Annotated in this window: 3 protein-coding genes and 1 pseudogene; 1 reads left to right on the top strand and 3 read right to left on the bottom strand. The window is 68.9% G+C overall.

What is annotated here, in order from left to right:
• On the top strand, nucleotides 1-219 hold a 219-nt coding region (locus ACWD3D_RS33265), incomplete at its 5' end, for a hypothetical protein (protein WP_451464443.1).
• A gap of 320 nt (nucleotides 220-539) precedes the next feature.
• On the opposite strand, the gene ACWD3D_RS33260 is transcribed toward ACWD3D_RS33265, so the two are convergent.
• The 3 genes and pseudogenes from ACWD3D_RS33260 to ACWD3D_RS33250 form a co-directional block, all read right to left on the bottom strand.
• The gene (locus ACWD3D_RS33260) at nucleotides 540-3,197 is read right to left on the bottom strand and encodes an alpha-L-rhamnosidase-related protein (protein WP_451464442.1); all 2,658 of its coding nucleotides are present in this window, start codon (nucleotides 3,195-3,197) and stop codon (nucleotides 540-542) included.
• A 330-nt stretch (nucleotides 3,198-3,527) separates the two neighbouring features.
• Complete coding sequence (locus tag ACWD3D_RS33255; RefSeq protein ID WP_451464441.1) at nucleotides 3,528-4,628, bottom strand: tyrosinase family protein; 1,101 nt, start codon at nucleotides 4,626-4,628, stop codon at nucleotides 3,528-3,530.
• A 50-nt stretch (nucleotides 4,629-4,678) separates the two neighbouring features.
• Nucleotides 4,679-5,107 (bottom strand): annotated as a pseudogene (locus ACWD3D_RS33250) (hypothetical protein); the annotation flags it as partial.

Below are 5,107 nucleotides of genomic sequence, written 5' to 3'. Positions count from 1 at the left end.
GGCCATACGGCCGAGCCCTCCTACTGCTGTTACGGGGCGTCAGTGCTGCGGGGGCCCGTACGCCGCGTCGGCGACGGCCTCGCGGACGTAACCGTCGTGGAGGAACTGCACGGCTTCCTGGCCGAACTCTCCAACGGTGGTGCGGGCGACAACCTAAGAACAGCCACCCCCACGACAGCCAACCCACCCCGCCCCAGCAACCAAACGGCAGCCACTTGATCACCTCATGACAGCAGACCAGCCCACGCCCACACAGCATGAACAGACAATCAACAACCGCACACGGCTGACGCACAACCGCTGCCACCAACACGCCCACTCACACTCCCCGAGCAACGGACGAGCGGCGAGGGGCCGGCCGGCCGCGAACGCGAGGGACTCGGCAGACTCTTCCTGCCGCCGCCCGGGCCGGGACAGCGGCAGCAGCTCGGGTGCGTCCGTCCGCGGTAGGACGCACCCGTCGGCAACCGTGCTTCCCGGTGCGCAGGGCCGAGGTTCCCGCCACAGCGCACTGCGAGACAGTTGCCTCGGCGTGCTGACTACCGAAGACCGGCCGTGAAGGTGTGGGTCCCCGGTCCCAGGTTCGAGAGGGTGACACGGCCCTTAACGAACCGGACGGATCGGTCCGCCCCGCGGCGTCCGTCCCAGAGCACTTTGTGTCCCTCGCGTACCGCCGTCTTGTTCGCGTCACCGGGGAGGGCGAGGGATCCGCGTGTACCGGCGGGCACCTTCACCGTCACGGTGAAACCGTCGGCGGAGTTCCGCCAGGACACCTCCAAAGCACCGTGAGGTGTGGGGAGTTGCCCCTGCGCCCAGGCGACGTCACCGGGATGGGGGCGGACCTCCCAAGTCGCGTAGCCCGGCGAGGTGGGACGAACACCGAGGAGCTGATGGGTGAGCGCGGGCAGGACGCCGGTGGACCAGCCGTGCGCCATGCTCGTATACGCGTCCTCGTACAGGGAACCGTCCGGCCCGATGCCTTCCCAGTTCGTGATGCCGGGGTCGTTACGGTCCATCCAGCCGTAGGTGCGGCGGATCTGGTCAAGCGCGGAGTCCGCCCGCCCGGCCTCGAATCTGGCCACGATCTCGGGGTACGACGTGAACGCGTACACACGACGCGACGCACCCTCGAAGATCGTGTCGTTGTCCATGAAGGCGTTGCCGTACGGCTGACGTGTGGTGGCGTCGAGGTGGGCGAGTACCGAGGCGGCCCGGTCGGCGTCGGCGACACCCGCGACGACGGCGATCCCGTTGCCGTCCTGGGCGTGGCGCACCGCGCCGGTGCCGGAGTCCAGGTAGGCGCCCGCCTCTTCGTCCCACAGGTGCGCGTTGACGGCTTCGGCCACACGAGTCGCCCGTTCGTCCCACCGGGCGGCGTCGCCGGTGTGTCCCAGCCAACGAGCCAGGGCAGCGGCGTTGTTCAGCGCCTGCACGTAGAGGACGTTGTAATACGTGATCCTGCCCGTGCGGTTCAGAAAGGCGTAGTCACCGTAGCCGCCGGTGCCGCCCAGGCCCTTGCTCAGCAGTCCGGTGTCGTCGGTGACGCCGGGGTACCAGGCATCGAGGACTTTCAGGAGGTTCGGGTAGTACTGCGCCGCATAGGCGTGGTCGCCGGTGTAGAGCACGTAGTCCCAACTGCACGTCACCCACCACAGCGGATAGTCGAACAGAGGAAGCGTGTAATCGCTGATCGACGCCGGCGGGATCCATCCGTCCGTCCGCTGGTGGTCGGCCAAGTCGGCGAGCACGTTGCGCGCGGCGGACGCGGCTTCGTCGTGCGTCAGGTAAAGGGTACGGGCCGAGACCGCCAGGTCGCCGACGTAGGGGTCCCGGTCACGCTTCGCGCCGTCGTGCAGGACCAGCTTCCCCTCAAGGGTCGCACTCCACGCGTTGCGGGGGTCGACGTCGTCGCGGCGGAAGGTGTCGGTGACGAGTTCGTTGGTGTAGGACGCCCCGTACCAGTAGCGGTTCAGATCGTCGTCGGAGCACAGGAACCAGCCACGGTACGTGCTCGGTGTGCCCAGGTACGCGGTGAAGTCCAGGCTCACGGAGTCGATGGCGACAGTGCCCCACGGCTGCGCGGCGGGGGCGTCCGACGCCAGCGCGTCCAACGTGATCTTGAGGTAGCGGAAGCCGTGCAGCCCGTCCGCGAAGACCTTGTCGCCGGCCTGGAAGCCCTTCTGGTCGAGCCAGTCGGCGCCCTTGGCGGGCACCGCGAACTGGTCGGTGCCGTGTCCGGCCCCGCCGGCCTGGTCGGAGCGCGTGAAGTCGCTGCGCTCGGTCAGGAACTGCCTGGTCTCGGAGAAGGCCACCCGGACGCCGGGCGAGTTGTCCGAGGCAGAGCTGAAGCGGATGCGCGGACACCCGACGACGACCTTGCCGAAGTCGACCGTCACGCTGGGCGGTTCCTCCACCGCGACAGCCTCGGGCCAGACCTCGTTGATGCGGGTGAACGCCCCCTGCGAGGTCTGCTGGACCGCCGATACGGTGATGCGCACCTTGGACGCCTGGACCGGAGCCGCGAACGGCACCGCTCGCTGGATGACATCGTTGTCAGATATCGAGGCGACCAGACGCCACGAGTCGCCGCTCCACACCTCGACGGTGAAGTCGGCGGGCACACCGTCCCGGTTGGACACCACGGTGATGCCCGACAGATCGCGCGGCGCGGTGAGCGACACGGTCAACGTGTCGGGGAAGACGCGTTCGGTGTCGTCGTTCCAGAAGGTGTCCGGGTCGCCGTCCACGGCGTGAGAGGCGTCGTAACTACGAGGCCGCCCATCACTCCCATTATTGCCCGCATGCACCGAGGACGCTTCCGCCGTGGTGCCCTCGGGCCAGCGGGGAGCCGGGGCCGGCTGCGAGCGCCGCAGGACGGTGGCGGGCCCCCCGGGCTTGAGCAGCGCGTCCGGCCTCACGACGTCCCCGGTCGAAGCGAGGCCGCTGACGGGGCGCACGGTCCGGGACGTGGGCCCTTGGACGTAGCGCTGCCAGCCGGTACCAACCCGGGGCGGCCCGGCCACGGGGCGCCGGGGTGCGCCACCGCTCGACGCCATCGCCGGCACGGCGCCGACGAGAGAGACTCCGGCGGCCGACAGGGCCGCAGCCGCGGCACCGGCCGCGATCACGGAGCGGCGGGTGGGACGGGTGGCGGGGGCGGACTGTATGTCGTTCTCGGACGGGCGGTCCGGTGTCATTACGCCTCGCTTCGTGACGGTGCAGACTTGACGATCACGCGGGTTGAAACGTTTCATTCCCGCTGGACGTGGTGACGGTACCGCAAAAGCCGGGCGTCGTACAGAACTTGAGCAGCCCACGAAGCCGGGTGACGACCCGCCCGCGTTCACGTCGGACGAGGCCCTTGGCCCGCGTCCACGACTCCGGTGCCGGAGGCATCCGGACCGTGCGGGCATCCCGCCCGAAGCAGTCGTCACGCAGCCCCAACAACCACTGTGGGAAAGCCGGTTACTGCGACGTCGAGCAGTCTCCTCGTTCCTGCTGACGCCCACTCGCACAGGACTCGGTCGCTACGAAAGTCGGTTGTGGTCGGGCCGGCCGTATGCCAGGCGCCGAGCTTGGGCCGTGACCTCGGCATCGAGCTGGGCAGACGTCCTGTCCCCGTACTCGACGATGTCGTACTCGTCATCAAGCTCAGAAAAGCTTTCGGCCAGGGGCAGTTGGTGACCGAATCGCTGATGGATGCGCAGAGCAAGCTCTCTCGGCGTCAGTCGGCCCGCCAGCATCTGGCACGCGAGCGCCCGCACGAAAGCCTCCTGCCCGGCCTCGCTGTCGCGCGGGTAGAACACGAGGCCCAGCTCATCGAGTACGACCGGAAGCAGGTCGGGAACCTCGTACTCCGCCTCAGCACGGGTGAAGCCGGCCAGAATGCGCAGTGTGTGGCTGTCCCATCCGGAAACGAGAGCCGCGCAGGCACTCTCGACGACATCGTGAGCGCGGATCTCGCCCATGCTCCAGAGAACAGCGAGATCCTGCAGGTCATCGGTTACGGAATCGATCGGCGACACCCACACATGATGCCCTGCACGAAATGAACCGTCAGCAGCATTTCGACTCGGGTGCCGACCGCGCTGGGCGACGGTCCGTCGGACAGTCGCCCGTGACCGGGACCAGTTTGCTGCGTGTCTGGGGCCTGCGCGGGTGGCCGCTCGGCTGCCGGGGGCTACTGCCGCGGCTATCCCCATCCCTCTCGCCGTGCTGCGGGTTGGGTGATCAAGGACCGGACTCAGCCCGCCCCCCTGCCCGCCGTTGGCCCGGGCGAGCTTTCCGTGGGAGTCGCTTTCGATGCGGACGGTGAAGGTGTTCGGGTCACCTGAGTCATAGGCGAACGGCCCGTCCAGGCCGGGGATGCCCTGGCCACCCATGCCGGCCGGGCCCCAGATCGGAGCCGCGGGCGACGATCCGTTGTCACCGTCCACCGACCAGTCCCAGTAGGGCAACCCGAATGTCTTGTCTTTGAGCACCCGCTGGCGCTGTCCCTCCAGGAACAGGAACATCAGCCGATGCCACGGCAGGAAGAACGGACCGCAGAGGGCCAAGTCCCGCCGCGCGGGGTTGCCCTTCGGTGGAATCGCGGTGCCGCCCACCTTGAGGTGCCAGATCACGAACACGTCGTAGGTGGATACCGGTCGTCGGGACCGGGCGAGGGAGGACAACCGGTTCAGGGTTCGCGCACCACGCCGCCGCCGGACCCTCCGATGAGCAGTCCGGTACGCGCCAGGGCCCGGCAGGGCCCGAACGCCTCGACGTCCCCGGCCTTGACCCCTTCGTCGAGGAGACCGAAGTCGACGAGCGACTGCGGCGACTGCGCCGCGAACGCCTCTCCTTCCTCGGCCAGGACCCCGCGTCCGGCCTCAATCCGCGGATGCGGGTGGGCCACCTCATCGCCGCGACCGCGCCGGAAGCGTCGCGCGGTGTCCTCCTCGCCCTCATGGGGCGGGTCGGGCTTCCGGCCGGAGAACACCTCGTACGGCGATGAGCGCCCACCCTGTCCGGGGGCGAGCAGCGCCGGGGCGCCCTGGCAGGACGACGACCAGTTCGTGCGGGCGTTCCAGAACACGGTGACGCTGCTGGTCGTGGTCACCGTGGT

The sequence above is a fragment of the Streptomyces sp. NPDC002690 genome (assembly GCF_053592415.1).
The sequence above is the reverse complement of the archived record's forward strand: the minus strand, read 5'-3'. Positions and strand labels throughout refer to the sequence as shown.

Excerpts from the sequence above, each read along its gene's own strand:
- ACWD3D_RS33260 (WP_451464442.1), bottom strand. The coding sequence starts at position 3,197 with ATGACACCGGACCGCCCGTCCGAGAACGACATACAGTCCGCCCCCGCC.